This is a genomic window from Rhizobium sp. RU36D (assembly GCF_900176345.1).
GTDB lineage: Bacteria > Pseudomonadota > Alphaproteobacteria > Rhizobiales > Rhizobiaceae > Allorhizobium.
Map to the genome: position 1 here is coordinate 494368 of NZ_FWXU01000001.1, position 20537 is coordinate 514904.

Annotated in this window: 17 protein-coding genes; 6 read left to right on the forward strand and 11 right to left on the reverse strand. The window is 61.9% G+C overall.

The window, feature by feature from the left end; genetic code table 11:
* The first annotated feature begins 10 nt into the window (after positions 1–10).
* Complete coding sequence (locus B9A97_RS02395; RefSeq protein WP_084363356.1) at positions 11–1039, forward strand: ABC transporter permease; 1029 nt, start codon at positions 11–13, stop codon at positions 1037–1039.
* 70 nt (positions 1040–1109) lie between these two features.
* Here the strand turns inward: B9A97_RS02395 and B9A97_RS02400 are convergent, their stop codons facing one another.
* The 8 genes from B9A97_RS02400 to B9A97_RS02435 all read right to left on the reverse strand — a co-directional run bounded on the left by B9A97_RS02400 (position 1110) and on the right by B9A97_RS02435 (position 9579).
* A complete protein-coding gene (locus B9A97_RS02400) occupies positions 1110–1604 on the reverse strand; it encodes a DUF3833 family protein (RefSeq protein ID WP_084363357.1) in 495 nt (164 codons plus the stop codon).
* A 193-nt stretch (positions 1605–1797) separates the two neighbouring features.
* The gene (locus B9A97_RS02405; protein WP_084363358.1) at positions 1798–2910 is read right to left on the reverse strand and encodes a Gfo/Idh/MocA family protein; all 1113 of its coding nucleotides are present in this window, start codon (positions 2908–2910) and stop codon (positions 1798–1800) included.
* Positions 2911–2934: 24 nt separating this feature from the next.
* The gene (iolB, locus tag B9A97_RS02410) at positions 2935–3750 is read right to left on the reverse strand and encodes a 5-deoxy-glucuronate isomerase (protein WP_084363359.1); all 816 of its coding nucleotides are present in this window, start codon (positions 3748–3750) and stop codon (positions 2935–2937) included.
* Positions 3747–3989, reverse strand: a complete 243-nt coding sequence (locus B9A97_RS02415; protein WP_084363360.1) for a hypothetical protein — start codon at positions 3987–3989, stop codon at positions 3747–3749. The genes iolB and B9A97_RS02415 overlap by 4 nt, the downstream gene beginning before the upstream one ends.
* A 2-nt stretch (positions 3990–3991) precedes the next feature.
* A complete protein-coding gene (gene iolE, locus B9A97_RS02420) occupies positions 3992–4891 on the reverse strand; it encodes a myo-inosose-2 dehydratase (protein ID WP_084363361.1) in 900 nt (299 codons plus the stop codon).
* A gap of 2 nt (positions 4892–4893) precedes the next feature.
* A complete protein-coding gene (gene iolD, locus B9A97_RS02425; RefSeq protein WP_084363362.1) occupies positions 4894–6717 on the reverse strand; it encodes a 3D-(3,5/4)-trihydroxycyclohexane-1,2-dione acylhydrolase (decyclizing) in 1824 nt (607 codons plus the stop codon).
* Positions 6718–6721: 4 nt separating this feature from the next.
* Positions 6722–8629 (reverse strand): bifunctional 5-dehydro-2-deoxygluconokinase/5-dehydro-2-deoxyphosphogluconate aldolase, encoded by a 1908-nt coding sequence (gene iolC / locus B9A97_RS02430; RefSeq protein ID WP_084363363.1) that lies wholly within the window; start codon positions 8627–8629, stop codon positions 6722–6724.
* Positions 8630–8760: 131 nt separating this feature from the next.
* Positions 8761–9579 (reverse strand): MurR/RpiR family transcriptional regulator, encoded by an 819-nt coding sequence (locus B9A97_RS02435; RefSeq protein ID WP_084363364.1) that lies wholly within the window; start codon positions 9577–9579, stop codon positions 8761–8763.
* A 258-nt stretch (positions 9580–9837) separates the two neighbouring features.
* Here B9A97_RS02435 and iolG point away from each other — a divergent pair, with 258 nt between their 5' ends.
* The 5 genes from iolG (at position 9838) to bcsN (ending at position 18645) form a co-directional block, all read left to right on the forward strand.
* Positions 9838–10833 (forward strand): inositol 2-dehydrogenase, encoded by a 996-nt coding sequence (iolG, locus tag B9A97_RS02440; RefSeq protein ID WP_084363365.1) that lies wholly within the window; start codon positions 9838–9840, stop codon positions 10831–10833.
* Between the two features lie 359 nt (positions 10834–11192).
* A complete protein-coding gene (bcsA, locus tag B9A97_RS02445; protein WP_084363366.1) occupies positions 11193–13445 on the forward strand; it encodes a UDP-forming cellulose synthase catalytic subunit in 2253 nt (750 codons plus the stop codon).
* A complete protein-coding gene (locus B9A97_RS02450; RefSeq protein ID WP_084363367.1) occupies positions 13438–15738 on the forward strand; it encodes a cellulose biosynthesis cyclic di-GMP-binding regulatory protein BcsB in 2301 nt (766 codons plus the stop codon). Before bcsA ends, B9A97_RS02450 begins: the two co-directional genes overlap by 8 nt.
* Entirely contained in the window at positions 15731–17779 is a 2049-nt protein-coding gene (locus B9A97_RS02455) for a hypothetical protein (RefSeq protein ID WP_084363368.1), read from the forward strand. The genes B9A97_RS02450 and B9A97_RS02455 overlap by 8 nt, the downstream gene beginning before the upstream one ends.
* Positions 17780–17790: 11 nt before the next feature.
* Positions 17791–18645, forward strand: a complete 855-nt coding sequence (bcsN, locus tag B9A97_RS02460) for a cellulose biosynthesis protein BcsN (RefSeq protein ID WP_084363369.1) — start codon at positions 17791–17793, stop codon at positions 18643–18645.
* Between the two features lie 3 nt (positions 18646–18648).
* On the opposite strand, the gene B9A97_RS02465 is transcribed toward bcsN, so the two are convergent.
* The 3 genes from B9A97_RS02465 to B9A97_RS02475 are packed head-to-tail and all read right to left on the reverse strand — an operon-like array spanning position 18649 to position 20425.
* A complete protein-coding gene (locus B9A97_RS02465; protein WP_084363370.1) occupies positions 18649–19053 on the reverse strand; it encodes a DUF2177 family protein in 405 nt (134 codons plus the stop codon).
* Positions 19054–19079: 26 nt separating this feature from the next.
* The gene (locus B9A97_RS02470) at positions 19080–19751 is read right to left on the reverse strand and encodes a ChrR family anti-sigma-E factor (RefSeq protein ID WP_084363371.1); all 672 of its coding nucleotides are present in this window, start codon (positions 19749–19751) and stop codon (positions 19080–19082) included.
* On the reverse strand, positions 19748–20425 hold the full coding sequence (locus B9A97_RS02475) for a sigma-70 family RNA polymerase sigma factor (protein ID WP_348532387.1): 678 nt from the start codon (positions 20423–20425) through the stop codon (positions 19748–19750). Before B9A97_RS02475 ends, B9A97_RS02470 begins: the two co-directional genes overlap by 4 nt.
* Between the last annotated feature and the right edge of the window lie 112 nt (positions 20426–20537).

Here is a 20537-nt window from a genome sequence, read left to right on the forward strand (position 1 = left end):
GGAGGAATATATGAGCAGCGAAACAGCGGCCAAGACGAAGGTCGACATGCGCGCGCCGCAGCCCCATCGGCGGCTTCCGCCGGAGGCCAACATCTTCTTCGTGCTGATCGGAATTGCCCTGGTCTACGAAATCCTGGGATGGCTCTTCATCGGCCAGAGCTTTCTGTTCAACCAGCAGCGCCTGACCATCATGATCCTGCAGGTCTCGGTCATCGGCATCATTGCCGTTGGTGTCACGCAGGTCATCATCACAGGCGGCATCGACCTGTCATCGGGATCGGTGGTCGGCATGACGGCCATGTTCTCGGCAAGCGTCGCCCAGGCCTCCACATGGCCGCGCGCGCTGTATCCGGGCCTGACCGACCTACCCTTCTTCATCCCGATCTTCGTCGGCATCGCCGTCGGCCTGCTGGCCGGCTATATCAACGGGCAATTGATTGCCCGCACCAAGATCCCGCCGTTCATCGCTACGCTCGGCATGATGGTCACCGCGCGCGGCATCTCCAAATGGTATACGAAGGGACAGCCGGTTTCCGGCCTTACCGACCAGTTCAACTTCATCGGCACCGGCATCTGGCCTGTCGTCGTCTTCCTGGTTGTCGCGGCCATCTTCCACGTGGCGCTGCGGTATACCCGCTATGGCAAGTTCACCTATGCCATCGGCGCCAATGTGCAGGCGGCACGGGTATCCGGCATCAATGTCGAAAGCCATCTGATCAAGGTCTATGCCATCGCCGGCATGCTGGCGGGCTTGGCAGGCGTCGTCACCGCGGCCCGTGCCCAGACGGCTCAGTCAGGCATGGGCGTGATGTACGAACTCGACGCCATCGCAGCTGCAGTTATCGGCGGAACCTCCTTGGCCGGCGGCGCAGGCCGCATCACCGGCACAGTCATCGGCACCATCATCCTTGGCGTCATGACCTCGGGCTTCACGTTCCTGCGGGTAGACGCCTACTACCAGGAAATCGTCAAGGGCATGATCATCGTCGCGGCCGTCATTACCGACGTCTACCGGCAGAAGAAGCGAACCAAGAAATAACAATAACCTCCCTTCCTCACCGACTGGCGGCGCCCCGGCGCCGCCATTTTCGTTGGGGGAGACCCGTGGACTACCGGCTGAACTCAACCGTTGTCTTGGCGACGGGCAGGCCGAACTTGGTGACCCAGGCGGTGTTCAGAACCGTGCCATCCTTGCGCAGCACCATCGTGTCGTAGAACCGCACCTTATTGGCTTGCTTGGCGGAATCGAGATAGACGAGATACGTGAACTTCGCCGTGTCGCCTTCGATCGTGACCTTGGTCTCCCCGATCACATCTTCCCGGGTGCCGCTGTAGCGGCCGGGACCGGTCTTGACGAAGCGCCAGGTCTTGCGGTCGCGCGTGCCATCATCAAACACGAAGTCCTCGCGCAACGTCAGCATGCGCCCATCCCAGGTGCCGGTGAGGTCAACGGAAAACTTCCGCTTCACGCCGTTGATGGCGCTGAAGCTGCCGACCGCCTTCGTCTTTCCAGCAAAATAGCTTTCAAAGGTGAATTCCTTCGCCCCGGCCTGGCTGGTGAGGCTGAGTGAGAGGCCCAACAGGGCCGCTGCCAACTTGATCATCGCTCCATCTCCATTGCGTGCGTTTTGGCCTCTCTACGCAACGGCTCTGGAACTGGATTGGCCGCGGCGCAGCAAAAGCGCGCGGACTTGTCTTCCGTCAAGAATGACTGGTTTCTGCACAACGAAATGCGCAAATCGCGACGCCGGAACGCCCGTCGCAATAGCGAGAGATAGCGATGGGCTTTAGGTCATGTCAGACATCGATCCAGCGCCGCTCCACGAAGGAACGCGCCATGGCATGCACGCTCTGCTCGATGCGCAGACCCTGCTGGAAATCGATCACATGGGCGCTTTCACCCTGGATTGCCCCGATCAACTCGCGGCATTCGATGATCTTGAGATCATTGAAACCCAGGCCATGTCCGGGTGCCGGAATGAAGCGGTCGTAAGGCTTGTGCGCCGGTGCCGTCAGCACCCTTGCAAATCCCTGCTCGGTGGAGCGTCCGCTCGCCTGATAGAGTTCAAACTCGTTCATGCGCTCCTGGTCGAAAAGGATCGCCCCCTTGGAGCCGTAGATCTGCAGAGCGATGCGGCTCTTGCGCCCCCAGGCGGAGCGGTTCGCCATCAGCACCGCGGACACGCCCCCTTCGAGCCGCATCAGCACGGAGGCCAGGTCATGGTTCTCGACCTTGCGGGCTCCGCCCGCGGCGGTCGGTCGTTCGGCATAGGGTTTGGCCATGTCGGCAATCACAGACTTCGGATGACCGAAGAGGACCGAGAGCAGCGACAAGGGATGAACGGCAAAATCATCGAGTGCGCCATAACCGGACGACGCCTCGCTCTTCCAGTAGAACAGGGCCTGGGGATCGGCCATGAAGTCCTCGTCCATCTCGACGCGGACATGGTTGACGGCGCCGATCGCCCCTTCCTGGATCAGTGTCCTGATATGCCGGATGACGGGGTTCTGGATGTAGTTGTAGCCCATGACGGCCACCTTGCCGGCCCGCCGTGCGGCAGCGGCCATGCGCTCGGCATCGACAAGCGCCGGCGCCATCGGCTTTTCGCACCAGACATGCTTTCCGGCCTCAAGCGCCGCAACCGCCATTTCCGCATGGAAGGCATTGGGCGTGGTCACAGAGATCACGTCGATGTCGGGATCATCAAGGAGATCGCGCCAGTTGCCGGTGGATTTCGCAAAGCCGAGCTCCGCCGCCTTGCGGGTTGCGGTTTCCGCATCCACCTCCGCCAGTGAGACGAGGCGAGGCCGGGCGACGTCACCAAAGGTGCTGGCAACGCCATTCCAGGCCAGCGCATGGCATTTTCCCATATAGCCGGTCCCGATGAGACCGATACCAAGTCCCGACATGCTCCCCTCCTAAGGTCTTTCAGTCTATGTTTGTGGATTGTCCCGGCGGAAGATCCAGTCGTGATCAGGATGGTTCTGGAACCGCCATTTGCGCAGCGGCCCGGCCATGACATTCAGGTAATACATGTCGTAGCCATAGGGCGCGCCGCAGGGATGATGGCCTTTCGGCACCAGCACCACGTCGCCATCGGACACGGCCATGGTCTCGTCCAGCGACCCATCCTCCGTGAACACCCGCTGGAAGCCGAAGCCCTGGGCGGGGTTGAGCCGGTGGTAATAACTCTCCTCCAGATAGGTCATCTCGGGAAAGCGATCCTCGTCGTGGCGATGCGGCGGATAGGACGACCAGTTGCCCGAGGGCGTGAAGACTTCCGTCACCAGCAGGCTGTCGGCCACATCGCGCTCTTCCATCGCGATGGGGAAAATGTAGCGCGTATTGGCGCCCTGCCCGCGCTGGGTGAGCGCAATACCGGAAGGACCGATGACGGTCGCTTCGCGGCCGGGCATGGCCGGCGCCGTGCAGACCGCCAGTGTGCAGTCGGTGGTCGCGTTTGCAGACCATGAGGCCCCGGCGGGAATATAGACGCAGTGCGGCGGCTTCTGCTCGAACACGTTCATGCGGTCGCCGAGTTCGCCGAACACCTTGCCGCCGCCTTCGATTTCCGCCTTGCCCTCCACCAGCACCAGGATCACTTCCGTGTCACCGGTTGCCTCGGCAGCGCTATCGCCCGCTTTCAGCCTGTAGAGCCCGAAACCGACATAGCCCCAGCCGGCGCTTTCAGGCGTGATGTCATGCACCTTGCCGGTTGTCGCGACTGGCTTGCGCAGCAGATCGCTCATTCCTCATCTCCGCCTTTGTCGGTTGAAGCTTCGCCCGCGGCCGGCGGCCGGGGTTTATTTTTTTCATACATGTAGATGAGTTCGTAGGCCGCATAACCGGCAGCGGCCAGGAACATGATCGCCCATGCGATCTGGTTGTTCGCCAACTCCACCACCCCCCAGACTGCCGGCGCCACCACAGTGACGATACGAACCCAGAGCTTCTGGAACATGGGGTGGTTGGAATCGAGAAACTTCACGTTCAATCCTTGTCCAGGCCAGCCTCCCGGGCCATGGCCTTCAGCGATGTCAAACCGAGGCTCTGGTATTCGAAGGGGTTGCGGACATCAGGGTCCTGCTCGGCTTCGATTACCAGCCAGCCTTCATAGCCGTGTTCGGCGGCGATTTTAAGCACCGGCGGGAAATTCACGCCGCCCTCGCTGTCGCCAGGCACCGTGAACACGCCACGACGCACGCCTTCGAGGAAGGACAGCTTTTCGTTGCGCACCTGCGCTGCGATCACGGGACGCACATTCTTGGCATGGATATGGCTCACGCGGCCCATGTGGTTGCGGGCCAGCCGCTCCGGATCGCCACCGCCGAACAGGCAATGTCCCGTATCCAGCAGCAAACGCGCATGCGGGCCGGTATGGGCCATCAGCCTGTCGATTTCCTCTTCGCTCTCGACTATCGTACCCATGTGATGGTGGTAGACCAGCGAGATCCCTTGGGCTGCCGCATATTCGGCAAGAGCCTCGACACCCGCCCCGAAGCTCGTCCAGTCGCCATCGGCAAGCCTGGGCCGGTCGTTGACCGGCTTGCTGTCATCGCCGTGAATGGCGTTCGACGTCTCGCAGACGATGATGACCTTGCAGCCCATCGCCTTCAACAGGTCGAGCGCCGGCTGCATCGCAGCCTTTTCCTCCTCCACCGAATGGGTCAGGAGGTTCAGCGAGTGCCAGCCGGAGACATAGCGGAGACCGCGCGGCTCCAGCACGGCCTTGAGACCAGCAGGGTCCTGCGGAAACTTGTGGCCCTTCTCGATGCCGTCGAAGCCGATCTTCGCGGTTTCATCAAGGCACTGCGCGAGGCTGATATGGGCGCCAAGCGTGCGGTCGTCGTCGTTGGACCAGGCAATGGGGTTCGTACCGTAGGAGATCATGATCAGCGTCTTTCCTTCAGCGCCGCCTCATAGGCCGCGCGGGCATTGTTGACTTCGGCACGCGCCGAGACCTGGGGGACGGCAACGTCCCACCAATAGCCACCGGCGCCAGGGGTTGGATAGGGATCCGTATCGATGACGATGACGGTGGCAACCGTCGCGTCGCGCGCGGCATCCAGCGCGGCTTCGAGTTCGGCGATGGACGAGACTTTGTTTGACTGCGCCCCCATGGCGGCCGCATGGGCGGCAAAGTCGATCGCGACGGGGTTCACATGGCTGGTATGGGCATAGAGGTTGTTGAACTCGGCGCCACCGGTCGCCATCTGCAACCGGTTGATGCAGCCATAGCCGCGGTTGTCGGTGATCACGACTGTGATCTTCACGCCAAGCGCGACGGCTGTCGCCAGCTCCGAATTCATCATCATGTAGGAGCCATCGCCCACCATGACGACCACATCGCGGCCGGGCTCCGCCATCTTGATGCCGAGACCGCCGGCAATCTCATAACCCATGCAGGAGAAGCCATATTCCATGTGATAGGAAAGCGGCAGCTTGGCCTTCCAGAGCTGATGAAGCTCGCCCGGCATGGTGCCGGCGGCACACATGACGACGGTATTCTCCCGCGAGGCCCGCTGCACCGCGCCGATGACCTGCATGTCCGTCGGCAGTTGGTTGCCATCTTTGGGCGCCGCCGTCACCGCATCTGCCTTGGCAAACCAGGCGTCCTTGATGGCGGCGTCAGGCGCATCAAAGCTGATGTCGCCGAGGGCAGCGCTCAGCATCTCCAACCCGATCCGGGCATCCGCCACCAGCGGCAGCGCGTCATGCTTGGCGCTGTCATAGGGCTGCACGTTCAGCGCCAGGATGCGTCGATCCGGGTTCTTGAACAGCGCCCAGGAACCGGTGGTGAAATCCTGGAAACGGGTGCCGACCCCGATCACCAGGTCGGCCTTTTCGCTGACGATATTGGCGCTTTCCGCCCCGGTCACGCCAACCGGCCCAAAATTCAATCCGTGATCCCAGGCCAGGGCCGATTTGCCGGCCTGGGTCTCGACCACAGGTATCCGATGCTTCTCCACGAAGTTCTTGAGGGTTTCCGTCGCGCCGGAAAAATGCACGCCACCGCCGGCGACGATCACGGGGTTTTTCGCAGCACGGATCGCGGCCACAGCCTCCGCCAGTTCTGCCTCGTCGGGCCGCGGACGGCGCTGGCGCCAGACCTTCTTCTCGAAGAAGCTTTCCGGAAAATCATAGGCCTCGGCCTGCACATCCTGGCAGAAGGACAGGGTCACCGGACCGCATTCCGCCGGATCGGTCATCACCCGGAAGGCGCGCGGCAGGGCCGTCAGCAATTGCTCGGGGCGCATGATCCGGTCGAAATAGCGGCTGACTGGCTTAAAGCAGTCATTGACCGTCATCGTGCCGTCGCCGAAATCCTCAAGTTGCTGCAAAACGGGATCGGGTCCGCGGTTGGCGAAGACATCGCCCGGCATGAGCAACACAGGCAGGCGATTGACATGGGCGAGTGCTGCCGCCGTCACCATATTGGCGGCCCCCGGGCCGATCGACGACGTCACCGCCATGGCGCGCTGGCGGCGCAACTGCTTGGCATAGGCAATCGCCGCATGGGCCATCGACTGCTCGTTCTGCCCGCGATAGGTCTTGAGCCTGTCACGGACGCCATAAAGCGCCTCGCCAATCCCCGCGACATTGCCATGGCCGAAGATAGCCCAGACGCCGGCAATGAAGGTATCGCCTTCTTCGTTGTACTGGTTGGCGATATAGAGCATGGCGGCCTGCGCCGCCGTCAGTCGGATCGTCTTCATCGCGTCAATTCCTCCCCGAACGGGCGCGGTCCCATGTCTCGCAAAGCCCGCGATACTTTTCCGCCATGGCGGCCACGGCCGCCTCATCGGTCATGGCGCCGGCAAGCCATCGGCGGGCGGCATCGCCAAAAATGGTGCGGCCGACGGCAAATCCCTTGACCAGGTCGAACCGGGCGGCGGTCGCAAAGCTCTCCTCCAACTCCGCCGTCGGCGCATCAAGCCCGAGAACAACGATGCCGCGCACATAGGGATCGTGCTTCTTGATGGCCGCACAGGCATTGGCCCAGGACGCCTCGGATTTCATCGGCTCCAGCTTCCACCAGTCGGGATAGACCCCGATCTGGTAAAACCGATCGATGATGCGGGCAACCGTTTGGTCGTCGGTCGCCGATACCTTGGAGGGAATGACCTCCAGCAGCATTTCCAGCCGGTTGCGGCGTGCGGCGGCAAACAGTCGCTTGACCGTCTCCTCCTGTCCGGTCCGCATCTCCTCGCTGTCATCAGGATGATAGAAACAGAGAACCTTGACGACGTTTTCGACCGGCCACTCCGAAAGGCCGCCAAAATCGGGGCCAAGTTCCGGCTCCAGCGTCAAAGGACGGGAGCCCGGCCACTCGACCGGCCGGCCGATCCAGAGCCCCGTGCCCGTGGCCTCGAACAAGGCATCGCGGCCCAGGCGGCCGTCGCACAGGATGCCATAACCCGACTTGCCGCCGGAAACCGTAAGGGCCGCCTTCAGGCAGAGCCGCTTGAACGCGCCGATCCGTTCCGTCGGCACCCCCGCTTCCTCGGCGATCGCTTCGAGCTGCATGCGGTGATCAAAGGCAAAGACCCGCATTTGCGGCCACTCAACCTTGCGATTGGTCGACCAATGCACCTGCTCCAAGGCCTCGTCCTTGCGCAGGGCGGGATTGCGAATGCCGGTACGGAAGAAATATTGCAGCTCTTCCCAGCTGGGATAAGCCGGGGTGCAGCCATGACGGGACACAGCAAAGGCACCGCAGGCATTGGCGTATTTCAGCGATGTCGGCCAGTCCTCACCGGTCAGCCATCCCTTGAGCAGCCCTGACATGAAGCCGTCGCCGGCACCCAGTACGTTGAAAACCTCGATCGGGAAGCCCTGCCCCGTCTGGCCTTTGTCGAGACTGTCGGCGATCTCGCCGTCAAACACCACGGCACCCATCGGCCCGCGCTTGCAGACCAGCGTGGCCTTCGACACCTTGCGAACAGCCTTCAGCGCCTCGATGGTATCGGTAGAACCGCCGGCAATGTGGAATTCCTCTTCCGTGCCGACGATCAGGTCGAACAGGTGAAGTGTGGCTTGCAACTTCGCGGTCACGGCCTGGCTTTCGATGAACCGGCTTTCCCCTGCGCCATGTCCGGCAAGCCCCCAGAGATTGGGGCGATAGTCGATGTCGAGCGCGGTCTTGGCACCGTTCCTGCGGGCCAGGTTCAAGGCCTTCAGAACAGCCGCTTCCGTGCGCGGATGCGACAGATGCGTGCCCGTCGCGCAGACGCACCGGGCTTCCGCGATGTAGGCCGGATCGATATCGTCTTCGCACAGCGCCATGTCGGCGCAGTTCTCGCGATAGAAGATCAGCGGGAACTGATGCTGATCGCGGATGCCAAGCAGAACCAGGGCGGTCAGCCGCTCCGGGTCGGTCTTGACGCCCCTGATATCGACGCCCTCGCGGATGAGTTGTTCGCGAATGAAGCGCCCCATATGCTCGTCGCCCACCCGCGTCAGCAAGCCCGAGCGAAGGCCAAGCCGCGCCGTGCCGGCAGCGATATTGGTGGGGGAGCCGCCGATATACTTGTTGAACGAGGCCATGTCTTCAAGGCGCCCGCCGACCTGCGCGCCATAAAGATCCACAGACGATCGGCCGATCGTGATCAGGTCGAGTGATGACAAGACTACCTCCCTGCCGACATCAGTGCTGACGACGCCGCTTCTGCTCCGGGCGCTCTCTCCCAGGGGATGAACACCTCTTCCTCTTGTTATTGGACTTTAAATTCTATTTTTGCATTTTTCAATACAAATATTCAGTCTTCTTGCCGGGCCGTTCCAACGGCGACCGACAGGGTGATGGCAAGACAGAGGGTCGCGGACAAGGAACGGAAGGCTCCAAAATCCACCTCGGACACGGAGAGCGTCACGGCATTGAATTTCCGCAGCGGACTGACAATCGTATCGGTCACGGCAACGACCGGGATATTCCGCGCCGAAACCGATTCCACTAGGTCGACGGTCTCTGCCGAATAGGGCGAGAAGGTAATCGCCAGCAGGACATCGCCGGGACGGATCGCGTGGTGATTGTCGAGCTTGCCGACCGCGCTGTGCAGCATGGCCGGAACGTTCATCTTCTCAAACGCATAGGCCATGTAGCTGGCCACTGGGAAGGAGCGGCGCATGCCGATGATATGGATCATCTGCGCCTTGGCCAGCAACTGCACTGCCTGTTCCAGCGCCTGCGGCTCTACCGTCTTGAGCAGGCCCTCCAGGGAGGTGCGACCTGCCTCGACGAATTCCGCCAGAAGCGCGCTGGGGCTTCCCTCCGCCTTTTCACGCAGGTGATGCAGACGCGTGCTGTAGTCCGGCCAGCCGCCGACAAAGGATTCGCGGAACAGCTTCTGCATCTCGGAAAAGCCGGTAAAGCCGAGAATCTGGCAGAACCGCATGAAGGCGGACGGCTGCACGCCAGCACCTTCGGCCATTTCCGCAACCGTCGAAACGGCAATCCGGTCCTTGTTCGCGGCGACGAAATCTGCGCATTGGCGGAGCCGTTTTGGCAGGCCCTCCGACACCTCCAGCAGCCTCTCCTCAAATGCCTTGATCGTGGCCGGCGCGCCCGTATCTCCCATGTCGTTCCTTCCGAGGATATCTTGAGCATCCAGGTTTGCCCCAAATGCCCTATCCCTTTGTTTTAATGCAATTCCCGATGCAAACCGGTTGCCGCTCCTGAGGTCAATAGTCTATTGACATAAACGATATCGCAATCTAGCAAAATAGAATATACATTCCAAACGAAGATTTCGACGACGCACTCGTGCACGCCGAATCTCTCGAGCTAGAGGCGATCCCGCTCGCACAATAGGGCGTGGACGAGGGAGGAAAACAAGATGGTAACGAAACTCGCCCTGCTGGGCGCCGGACGCATCGGCAAGGTACATGCCAAGGCGATTGCCGAAGACAAGCGCGCCAAGCTGGTGGCCGTGGCAGATGCCTTTCCCGAGGCCGCCAATGCCATCGCCGCCCAGACCGGCTGCGCGGTAAAGACGATCGACGAGATCGAAGCCGACAAGGATATCGATGCGGTCATCATCTGCACCCCGACGAACACCCATGCGGACCTGATCGAGCGCTTTGCCCGCGCCGGCAAGGCGATCTTCTGCGAAAAACCGATCGACCTCGATGTCGCCAGGGCCAAGGCCTGCCTGGAAGTCGTCCGCTCGGTCGGCGGCAAGGTCATGCTGGGTTTCAACCGTCGCTTCGACCCGCATTTCCGCGCCGTGCGCAAAGCCATTGATGATGGCACCATCGGCAAGGTCGAGATGGTGACCATCACCAGCCGCGATCCCGGTCCGCCCCCGGCCGAATACATCAAGGTCTCCGGCGGCATTTTCCGTGACATGACGATCCACGATTTCGACATGGCGCGCTTCCTTCTCGGCGAGGAGATCGACACGGTCATGGCCTCCGCATCGGTGCTGGTCGATCCTGTCATCGGCGAACTGGGCGACTACGACAGCGCAAGCCTGATCCTGACGACCAAGAGCGGCCGCCAGGCGGTGATCTCAAACTCCCGCCGCGCTTCCTATGGCTATGACCAGCGGATCGAGGTTCACGGGTCGCTTGGCTCTGTCGCAGCCGAGAACCAACGCCCGGTTTCGATCGAGGTGGCGACCAAGGATGGCTATACCAGGCCGCCCCTGCACGACTTCTTCATGACGCGCTACACCTCGGCCTATGCCGCCGAAATCTCTGCCTTCATCGACAGCCTGGAAAACGGCACGCCGATGGCGCCCTCGGCGGAAGACGGGCTCATTGCGCTCGCTCTTGCGGATGCCGCCATCCGGGCTGCGAAGGAAGGAAAGACCGTCAAGGTCGCGTCCTAAACGCCCCTTCCAGGTTTTTGAATTTGGAGAAGGTCCGTCCGCAAGGGCGGACCTTTTTTGGTGCGTTAAGCCGGTGGTAATATCTTGAACCCGCAAAGCGAGGGTCGCCAAGGCCATCCCCATATTTGCTAATACAAGAGCAGCCACTGGTTTCGCCCCGTTTTGGGGCATTCTTGATCCGTTCGACGCACCAGATCTAAGCAATTAATGGCGCCTTAACCAACCATCTATCGCCTTTTTCCGCAGCGCCTCAAATTAGGGATTCGTTGAGATTTCAAACCCTAGCCTAAAGGCCATGTTCCGAAATGGAACCTCCGCACATGATGTGGCGGGGTGGTGAAAAATGGGGATTGGGGCACATGAAGTGCGCAAAATTGCCTGCAATCATTGCGGGCGTATTCGGCTTGTTTTTGCTATGGCTGCCGCTCAGCCAGCAAGCCCAGATCGTATTGAGCGTGACCGTTCTCGGCATGATGTTTCTTTTCATGCGGCGCCCCGAGAACAAGACGCTGAGGTTGATGACCTTCGTCTTTGCCGCAATCCTGGCCCTGCGCTACGCCTTCTGGCGCACGACCGAAACATTGCCGAACTTTTCCGAACCGCTGAATTTCATTCCCGGCATCGTCTTGTACGGGGCGGAGATGTATTGCCTGCTGATGCTGGCCATCAGCTTCTTCATCGTCGCCGATCCGGTCAAGCGCAAGACGCCCGAGCGCATGCCCGCCGAGAAGTGCCCGACCGTCGACGTCTTCGTTCCGAGCTATAACGAGGACGCCGAGCTTCTGGCGCTGACGCTAGCCGCCGCCAAGTCGATGAACTATCCGAAGGACAAGTTCCAGGTCTATCTGCTCGATGACGGCGGCACGGATGCCAAGTGCAACCACAAGGATCCGCTGACCGCGCTTGCGGCCCGGCGCCGTCGCCAGCAATTGACCGCGCTCTGCGAGGCGCTTGACGTGCGCTACCACGCGCGTGCCGAGAACACCCACGCCAAGGCCGGCAATCTCAATGCCGGCATGGAAATCTCTTCAGGCGAATTGATCGTTGTCTTCGACGCCGATCATGCGCCGGTGCGGGAATTCCTCAACGAAACGGTTGGCTTCTTCCGCAGGGATGAGCGGCTGTTCCTCGTCCAGACGCCGCATTTCTTCCTGAACCCCGATCCGCTGGAAAAGAACCTCGAGACCTTTGCGACCATGCCGTCGGAAAACGAGATGTTCTATTCCATCGTCCAGCGCGGTCTCGACAAATGGGACGCCTCCTTCTTCTGCGGTTCGGCGGCCGTGCTGCGTCGCGAAGCCCTTCTGGAAACCCAGGGTTTTTCCGGCCAGTCGATTACCGAGGATTGCGAGACGGCATTGTCGCTGCATAGCCGCGGCTGGCACAGCCTCTATGTCGACAAGCCCTTGATTGCGGGCCTGCAGCCGGAAACCTTCGTGTCCTTCATCGGCCAGCGCGCCCGCTGGAGCCAGGGCATGCTGCAGATCCTCATCCTCAACCGCCCGTTCCTGGCCCGCGGCCTGACGATGGCACAGCGCATCTGCTATGCCGGCACGAACCTGTTCTGGCTGTTCCCGCTGACGCGGCTCACCTTCATGTTCGCGCCGCTGCTCTACATCTTCTTCTCGCTGGAAATCTTCCAGGCGAACATCATGGAGTTCGGCGCCTACACGGCGACCTACCTGATCTCCTCCTTCGCCATGCAGAGCTATCTTTATGGTCGCGTGCGCTGGCCCTGGATTTCCGAACTCTATGAATATGTCCAATCGGTGCTGCTGCTCGGCTCGATCTTTAGCGTCGTGCGCAACCCGCGCAAGCCGACCTTCAACGTCACCGCCAAGGGCCAGACGCTGGACGAAAGCAAGCTCTCGCCTCTGGCGCGGCCTTACTTCGCCATCTTCTTCCTTCTGCTGGCTGCGACCGGTTATGCCATTTGGCGCTACTTCACCGAGCCGATGGCATCGGAACTGCTGTTGATTGTCGCGGCCTGGAACACCATCAATCTCGGCATTGCCGGCGCCGCCCTGGGCGTGGTCTCCGAGCGTCGCGAACGCCGCCGCAACCAGCGCCTGCCCGTCAAGCGCCACGCCCTGATGCGCCATGCCGGCAAGGTCCACACCGTCCTGATCCAGGATGCCTCCAGCGGCGGTGTTTCCATCCAGTTCATCGACGGCAAGCCGGAGCTGGATACGGCAGAACCGTTCGAGGCCAGCGTCGAACTGCGCCGCAACGGCCAGGTCATGACCTTCGATGTGGTCTATCGCAGCACCCGCAAGCGGGATGGCGAACAGGTCTTCGGCTTTGCCTATGCCAAGCGCAACCCGAAAACCTTCATGGTGATCGCGGAACTGATGTATTCCGACCAGTCCGTGCTCCAGGAACGCCTGACGCGCCGTCAGAAGCCGCTGAATTTCTTCCTCGGCACGCTACGCTTCGCCCGCTGGACGATCACCGAGACCTTCCGCTCCATGCAATATGCCAGCGGCCTGGTGCGGGAGCAGACGGTCAAGTCCTTCGCCGATGCGCCGATGATCCTCGCTGAACGGGCCGATCAAGCTCCCGATACCAGCGGCAACCACCTCACCCTGTTCGGAACGCCCAACTATGCGTAAATCCTCTACGGCAACGCTGACCGGCCTTCTGTTGTTGGCCGCATCGACCACCTGTGCCCAGACATTGACGCTGGCACCCTCCGCAAGGCTTGCGAACCCCGCGCAGCTGGCGCCACCGGCTTCTCCCGTCGCCGGCCAGCCCTCGGGTCTCGTGCCCTTCGAACAGGCAACCGGCGACCTGACGCTGACGGGTGAGGACGACACACGCATCCTCACCTTCCACCTGACGGAGGCCGAGGCAAAGGCCGGAGGGACACTCCGTCTCGCCTACCAGAATGCCGTGTCCGTCATGCCCGATGACGCGATCATGGACGTGGAAATCAACGGACGCAATCTCGGCTCCTTCGCCATCCGCTCCCCCCAGGGCTACCATCCGGAGACCTTGCTCGTCGCGGCGGAAGCGCTCATTCCGGGCAGAAACACGGTGCGGCTGCGGGCGCGCCAGCACCACCGCGTCGATTGCTCGGCAGAAGCCGTCTACGAACTCTGGACCCGGCTTGATCCGGCAGACAGCGGTTTCGTATCCCAGGCGCGCGCGGGCTTCTCCAGCGTGGACGACCTTTTGGCCGTCGGCCGAAACAGCGACGGCATTACCGAAATCAGGCTGATAGCTCCCGAGGGCGATCGGCTTGCGATTGCACGCGACAGCTTGAAGACGATCGAGGCGCTGGCGCTGTTCCTCAACCGCCAGGATATCAAGGTCACCGTCGCCGACCGCCCCGGCGAGACCGCGGGCATCGACCTCGTTTTCGGCGACACCGGCACCTATCCGCAGACCGCGCGCGCCCAGCAGATCCTGGCGGCCGCTCCCGCGGGCTTGTCGGTGCGCAACGGCGATATTTCAGGTCGCGCCACGGTGGTCATGCGCGGCGGCAACCCCGCCGCCCTTCAGGCAGCGCTGGTGACGGCCGTCAATGGCCCCATGCGGATGGGCCTGCAACAGGGCTTGCTGACACCACCCGCCGGCACGATCATTGCCGGCCAGCCGACCCGCTTCACACTGCGCGAGGCGGGCTACAGGACTGCCCCTTTCCACGGCCGCCTGTCTCGCACCGATTTCAAGCTCGAAATGCCGGCGGACTTCTATCCGGGCGACTATGACACCATCAATGTCCACCTGACGGCGGCCACCGCCCCCGGTCTGGCGCCGGAAGCGCAATTCCTGGTCAGGGTCAACGACCGTGCCGTGAGCAGCTATCGTTTCCGCGGCAGCGAGGGACAGAAGTTCGACGGCAAGCGCATCGAACTGCCATTGCGGGCCTTCCATGCCGGCGTCAACCGCGTGGAGCTATTGGCCGAGCTGCCAACGGCAAGCGACGCAAGCTGCGCACCCGACACCCGTGACGAGAGCAAGCCGCGCTTCATCCTGCTGGACGATACGGAAATCGAAGTGCCGAAGGTTGCGCATATCGGCCGCATGCCCGATCTCGCAGCGCTCGCGGGTGCCGCCTACCCGTTCAATCAGGGCAAGGCCTTCGACGTCGTTCTTGACAAGGCCGATCCCGCATCGCTGTCTTCGGCATTGACGCTGGTCACCAAGCTGTCGCTCTCCGCCCGCAAGCCGCTTGACGCGACGTTGCGGCTTGGCAAAGGCGCCGTCGATCCCGACCGCGACGCGCTGATCCTCAAGGCCACCGGCACCACGCCGATGGCGAGCAAGGCCGAGGACGCAACCGGCGGCGTCGATCCGCTGTTCACCTCGGCGATCGAAGCCCCGGACACTGGCACCCTCCAGGTTGCCAGCACAGGATCTGACGCACTTCTGCAAGCCTTCGAGGCCAGCACGGCGCTGACCGAGGAGCATCTTTCGCTCAAGACACGCCTGCTCAACCTCCTGGCCAAGCCCTTGCCGGCCATCGGACGCTGGCTAAGCTACCAGGAAGGCGTGGACCCCGCCGCAAGCCTGAACCGCGGCGACGTGCTGATCGAGATGAAGCAGCAGCGGGCGCCGCTGGGCGACGGCACCTGGACGGTGATCGAAGCGCCAAGCACCGGCGACCTGCAGGCCGGAGTCGACAGGCTGACAAACCCGACCGTCTGGGCCTCCCTGAACGGGGGAAGCGCCCTGTTGCGTCGGTCCACCGACGAGGTGGTGATCACCGCCACCGCCGACTATCAGGTCGTGGAAATCACCGACACCAGCTTCTCCAATTTGCGCCGCCTGGCCGCAGCCTGGCTCTCCGATCACTTCGGCATCTATGTCGCGCTCGTCGTCGGCTGCCTTGGGCTGTTCGGACTGTGGTTGGGATATGCGGTGCCGCGCAACGGCGTAAGGACCAATAGCGATGACTGATCTGATCTTCCTGCGCCGCCTCGCGGCGTCCTGCAGCCTGGCAGCGCTCGTGGCTGCTACACCCATTCTCGCCCTGCCATCCGCCCGGGCGGACAGCCTATCGCCCATGCCCGTAGCACTGGTGCTGGCGCCACCTGCTGACGCACAACAACCGCCGTCCGCGGTAAGCGATGCCAAGCCTTCCGGGCCTGACCTGGTGGATTTGGCTGCGCTCTATTACTATGCCAGCGAGGGCAGCACGGACCGCGTGCAAGCCGAAACGCTGCGGCTCCAGGCAAAATATCCAGGCTTTGTGACCCCAGGCGATCTCTACGAGCCCGCGGATCGCCACGTCGTCGATGAAACGCCGCTATGGAACCTCTACAAGCTGAATGATTTCGCCGGTATCGAAGCCGAGATCGAACGCATGTCTGCCCAGAATCCAGGTTGGGTGCCGACGGAAGACTTTGCGACCAAGCTTGCGAGAGCCAAACAACGGCAGGCGATGACCGAAGCCTTCGAGCGCAAGGATTGGGATGGTCTCCTGCTCGCCGCCAAGGACATCGATGCGAAGCAAGAGCCCGAAATCGACCTTCTGTGGATGATGGTTGACGCAGCGAGGGGCTTGCAGCGCACGGATGACCTGGCACGCATCTATCAGGGCATTCTCTACCGCGATGCTGCCAATGCCTTTGCTCCGGGCGAGCGGCTGACGACACTGGAAAAAGCTGTCGAAGACTTTCCCGCTGACGAGGTCCGCGCCGCGCTTGCGGCTCTCAACCTGCCAGCCGAGATGTCGGAAAAGGTCGAGGCACTAAAGCGCAACCTGCTGCGCCGTGACGTCGCCGCCTTCAACGCGTCCACGGAGCGCACCGATCCGCTGCCAGCCGCCACCGTTGATCCGCTGCGGCGGACGGCTGATGTCACCGACATGAAGCTGCTTGGCTGGTATACGCTTAAGATCGGCCGGCCGGCAGAGGCCGAGACCTGGTTTCGCCGGGCCATGGACCGCCAGCGGGAGGCCGAGAGCATCAAGGGCCTGTTCCTCAGCCTGAAACAGGACAAGCGGGAGCCTGAGGCGCGCGACCTGGTCACGGCCAACCTTGCCACCCTCGCTGACGACAGCGATTTCATGCTGGATGCGCTGTCAGCCGGTTTCACACAGCCCGGCGAAGCGGCGATCGCGCCTGCGGTCGTCGAGGCCTATTCCACGGCCATCCAGCGCGCTCAATCCCCGGAACACGCAGAAATCCTGGGCTGGTATGCCTATAACGGCCACCAGTTTGAGGCCGCCTCCGCCTGGTTTGGCAAATCCTGGGAATGGAAACAACAGGCCTCCAGCCTGAAAGGCCTGGCCCTTTCGGCCATGCAACTCAAGGACAAGGCAACGCTCGAAAACCTGCGCCGGGACTTCGCGGGCCAGTTCCCGGAGGCCTTTGCCGATCTGAAGTCGGTCGTCCCGCCGAAGGGAAACAAGGGCTCCGGCGTTGCGGCACCGGTAAGCGGCGTGGACGCCGGCTATGTCGCCGATTTCAGGGCCAAGCGTTACGGCGATTGCATCATGGGCCTGCGCAAGCAGGAAGCACGTGGAAGGCTGACGGCCGGCGCGCAACTGATCAAGGGCTGGTGCCATCTGGAGCTCAGCCACCTCGCGGAGGCGCGGACCGCATTCGGCGCCGCCCTGGATGCAGGTGGCAAGACGAGCCAGGACGCCGCCTACGGCATGGCCTTGACCCTGATGCGCACGCGGCTGACGGACGAGGCCGAAGCCCTGCTCGCCAGATACCCGCTGTCAGCAGCTCGCGACAAGGAAATCCGCAGTGAAATCTATTGGCAGCGCGCGCGCTCAGCCTTCGATTCCAAGCAGTACCAGCAGGTGCTGAACGCGCTTAATCTGCGGCTGCAACTGGTTCAGGAGCCCATGGACATGTCGCGCATGCGCGGCTGGGCCCACTACCATCTCGGGCATCGGGCAGAGGCCCGCGCCATCTTCACCCGGCTCAACATGCTGGTAAGCGACAATGCCAACCGCCAGGCATTGGCGATCATCAACGGCAACTGAGGAGCAGCCCGATGCGATCCTGTATCCTCACTTTGCTTGCCTTGGCTGCCCTGGCGCCCGTCACCGGCTGCACATCCGTCCAGGATCCGTTCCTGACCGGATCAACCAGCCCCATGACCGCCGCCGCCCTCAGTGGCAGCCGCGAAGTCGGTGCCCATCTCGCGCTCGCCTCCGTGCCTGGCGCCGGCACGGTACTGGCGGTTCGGCAGACCATCGATCCCGACGCGACGCGCCAGACCATCGTCTTCGCCAATCCCCTGGCCGTCGCGGGAGAAGACGTGCTGACAATCGAGGTCGCATCTGGGAACAGCAGGCGGTTTCGCCAGGCACCAAGCCGCGGCGAGCTCCAGTCCGAGATGAACAAGGCATTACCCGGCATCGCCATGACCATCAGCAATACGATGAACGACAATGCCTATGGCGTCTTTGGATATGCATCGGGCAACACGGCGGGCGGTCAGTGCGTCTATGCATGGCAGGTGATCGATGGCGGTAGCAGCTCACCGATCGGCAGCTCTCACGGCGCCAGCATTCGCCTGCGGCTATGCAGAGCCGGCGTGTCCGCAGAAAACCTGGCGGCCTTGATGCGGGGCCTGAGCGTTAAACCACTCGACGCGGCAACGCTCGCCGCGCTGCGCTTCGCAGCCCCGACAGAGCCAAGATCGGTTCGCGCCGGTGTCGATGAGGAACTAAATGACGTGACGCCAGAGAGACGGGACGACGTCGAGCAGAACATCGTCACGCGTCCACTGGCGGTCAACGCAGCTTCTACTGCCACTATCTCGATGCCCGACGGCAACGTGAGTTCGGCAAAAGCACCCGCAGCCTCAAGCCCGCGGGTCAGCGTCCCGATGCCCGCGAGTTGATGATCAGCCCTGCATACGCACGGTCACCAAATAGCCAACCGTCGCCGCAACACCGGTCAGCACCGTACCCCAGAGCATGTCGACCACGCTCACCGAAACCGACCAGTTCTTGAGCGTGGCGAGGTTGGTCATGTCATAGGTGCCGTAGGCGATCAGGCCCAGCAGGGCACCCGCGATAGCGGCGCTCAGCCACGTTCCGCCCTGCACCGCAGGGACGACGGCAAAATAGACGATGCCGAAGATATAGAAGAGATAAAACAGCCCGGCCGCCATGAAATTGGGCTGGTCGAGCATCAGGTCGCCGATGCGCGACCGGTAGAATGTGGTTGCCACCTTGGACAACCACACGAAATCAAGGCCGAAAAACACCACCGCGGTCGAGAGATAGGCGACGATATAGGTCTGCATGTTTCACTCCCGGCGCGTGGCCATTTTCAAATTCCGAGCACCGGCTGAACCATGCGCACGAACCAGCTGCGGAACTTCAGCGGCGCATCCGTTACGGCGAGGCAGATGCAGTCCTCACCCTCGTCGGCAATCGGCTGATGCTCCAGCGTCTCGTCGGCGTCCTCGATATCACCGCGCGCAAAGCGTCCGGTTTCATCGGAAAAGCTTCCGGCCAGAACAAGCGTCAGTTCACGGCCGCCATGGCTATGTTCCGGCACCGGCTTGCCCGCGGGGATCCGAAGCAGTCGCACGCTCGTCTCGCCATCGCCGACGCGGATCGGAATGTGGTAGGCACCACGACCAAGCGGCTTCCATTTCAATCCATCCACGTCGCTTCCAAGATAGGACCTGAGCGGCTCCGGCAAAACGGCACTCGTCGCAGGCGCAGCACGCGGTGATGGCGTGGAAATCCGCATACCCGTCTTATCCGATGCACCCAACCGGGCCTTCATGTTGCTCCAGGCGTCATCTGTCTCGACTTCGTCGCAAGAGATGGACCGCAGCATTTCGCCGCCAGCCTGCTCCATAAGCGCAAGCCGTTTGCGACAGCTGGGGCAAAGCGCCAGATGAGACGCGACCGCGATGCTCCAGCCCTCTGCGAGGCTGCCGGAGGCATATTCCAGTAGAAGATCATCACTAAGATGGTGGACGACACTCATGAGCGGTCCTCCAGGGCTACACGCAGCTTGGCAAAGGCCATTCGGATACGGGACTTAACAGTGCCCAGGGGAATCCCCAGGGATTCGGCGATCGCGCTATGCGGCGTCTCGTCGAAGAACGAGTGTTTCAGCAATTCAAGTTGCTCGGGTGGAAGTTTCTTCATGGCCTTGTGTAAACGTTCAGCTTCCTGCTTCTGTTCATATTCGTGGTCGGCGGGCATTTCATCGTCCGGCACGAAAGCAGGGTCGTTAGGGTCGAATTCCGGTCGCTTCATCTTTCGATAAGCGGAAATGCGAAGGTTTCGTGCGATGGTGAAGATCCAGGCCTCGGCATTGCCCTTGGTCGGATCAAACAGCCCCGCCTTGTTCCAAACCATCATCATGGTTTCCTGCATCAGTTCCTCCGCCGCCTGCCGGTCGCGGACCTGACGCGCCATATAGCTGCGGATGCGCGGGGCGAAATAACGGAACAGCGCCTCGAAGGCATCCACGTCCCGGTTGGTTCCAACGGCTGCTAGCAATGCAGGCAAATCTTCAATGTCATAATTCTTGGCCGCAACATTCATCCGGACAAGCACGCTCCCGACGCTTTTCTTCGTGCGGCCACGGGGCTGCGCGATCACTGTTATCGCATTGTGGCATGTGGATGCCGGTGTGTGAATGGTCGCTGTCATGATTGCCGTTACGTGGGTGCAGCGCCCTTGGATCAATCGGCCCAAAAAAAGATGTTGTCCCTCAATCCGCAATAGCCGACACAGCGTACTGCTCCCTGAAACAACAAAACGG

Excerpts from the sequence above, each read along its gene's own strand:
- B9A97_RS02395 (WP_084363356.1), top strand. The coding sequence starts at position 11 with ATGAGCAGCGAAACAGCGGCCAAGACGAAGGTCGACATGCGCGCGCCG.
- B9A97_RS02400 (WP_084363357.1), bottom strand. The coding sequence starts at position 1,604 with ATGATCAAGTTGGCAGCGGCCCTGTTGGGCCTCTCACTCAGCCTCACC.
- B9A97_RS02405 (WP_084363358.1), bottom strand. The coding sequence starts at position 2,910 with ATGTCGGGACTTGGTATCGGTCTCATCGGGACCGGCTATATGGGAAAA.
- iolB (WP_084363359.1), bottom strand. The coding sequence starts at position 3,750 with ATGAGCGATCTGCTGCGCAAGCCAGTCGCGACAACCGGCAAGGTGCAT.
- iolE (WP_084363361.1), bottom strand. The coding sequence starts at position 4,891 with ATGATCTCCTACGGTACGAACCCCATTGCCTGGTCCAACGACGACGAC.
- iolD (WP_084363362.1), bottom strand. The coding sequence starts at position 6,717 with ATGAAGACGATCCGACTGACGGCGGCGCAGGCCGCCATGCTCTATATC.
- B9A97_RS02435 (WP_084363364.1), bottom strand. The coding sequence starts at position 9,579 with ATGGGAGATACGGGCGCGCCGGCCACGATCAAGGCATTTGAGGAGAGG.
- iolG (WP_084363365.1), top strand. The coding sequence starts at position 9,838 with ATGGTAACGAAACTCGCCCTGCTGGGCGCCGGACGCATCGGCAAGGTA.
- bcsA (WP_084363366.1), top strand. The coding sequence starts at position 11,193 with ATGAAGTGCGCAAAATTGCCTGCAATCATTGCGGGCGTATTCGGCTTG.
- B9A97_RS02450 (WP_084363367.1), top strand. The coding sequence starts at position 13,438 with ATGCGTAAATCCTCTACGGCAACGCTGACCGGCCTTCTGTTGTTGGCC.
- B9A97_RS02455 (WP_084363368.1), top strand. The coding sequence starts at position 15,731 with ATGACTGATCTGATCTTCCTGCGCCGCCTCGCGGCGTCCTGCAGCCTG.
- bcsN (WP_084363369.1), top strand. The coding sequence starts at position 17,791 with ATGCGATCCTGTATCCTCACTTTGCTTGCCTTGGCTGCCCTGGCGCCC.
- B9A97_RS02465 (WP_084363370.1), bottom strand. The coding sequence starts at position 19,053 with ATGCAGACCTATATCGTCGCCTATCTCTCGACCGCGGTGGTGTTTTTC.
- B9A97_RS02470 (WP_084363371.1), bottom strand. The coding sequence starts at position 19,751 with ATGAGTGTCGTCCACCATCTTAGTGATGATCTTCTACTGGAATATGCC.
- B9A97_RS02475 (WP_348532387.1), bottom strand. The coding sequence starts at position 20,425 with ATGACAGCGACCATTCACACACCGGCATCCACATGCCACAATGCGATA.